Raw genomic sequence first — 544 nt, 5'->3', positions numbered from 1 at the left:
GGCCGCCCGCAGCGCCAGCGACCAGTACGACGCGTCCGTCCAGCCGTGGACCGGGAGCGTTTCCGGCATCCATCGATTGCGCGCTCACGCCTGGCCCGCCTCGGCGACGATGCGCTTGAGTTCGCCGGATTCCAGCAGTTCGAGAATGATGTCGCAGCCGCCGATCAGTTCGCCATGCATGAAGAACTGGGGAAACGTCGGCCAGTTGGAATAGCGCGGCAGGTTGGCGCGCACTTCGGGAAATTCGAGCACGTTGACGGTGCGCAGGTTGACTGCCCCCGCCGCCAGCAATGCCTGCACGGCCCGGCTGGAGAACCCGCACATCGGATACTGCGGCGTCCCCTTCATGAACAGGACAAGGGGATGCTGCTCCACCTCCGCCTGGATTTGCTCCATCACCGCCATTGGAATCTCCCTGCTGCTGCGAAAGAACGGCCCGTCCGGTCGGATAGACTCTTCTTCCGTGGCTGCCGATTGTAAGCCGAGCCAGCCGGCTCCCGGCGCCCCAGACAGAAAAGAAACGGACCATGCCCGTCGAACTGCC

Annotated in this window: 1 protein-coding gene; it reads right to left on the bottom strand. The window is 64.3% G+C overall.

Features of this window, described 5'->3' with window-relative positions; genetic code table 11:
• Positions 1–84: 84 nt before the first annotated feature.
• Positions 85–405 carry a Grx4 family monothiol glutaredoxin gene (gene grxD / locus ABB22_RS17565; RefSeq protein ID WP_055769999.1) on the bottom strand — a complete coding sequence of 107 codons (321 nt, stop codon included), beginning with the start codon at positions 403–405 and terminating at the stop codon, positions 85–87.
• Between the last annotated feature and the right edge of the window lie 139 nt (positions 406–544).

This window comes from Stenotrophomonas nitritireducens, assembly GCF_001431425.1.
GTDB lineage: Bacteria > Pseudomonadota > Gammaproteobacteria > Xanthomonadales > Xanthomonadaceae > Stenotrophomonas > Stenotrophomonas nitritireducens.
Note: the sequence above shows the minus strand (reverse complement) of the source record. Positions and strands in the feature narration are given on the sequence as shown.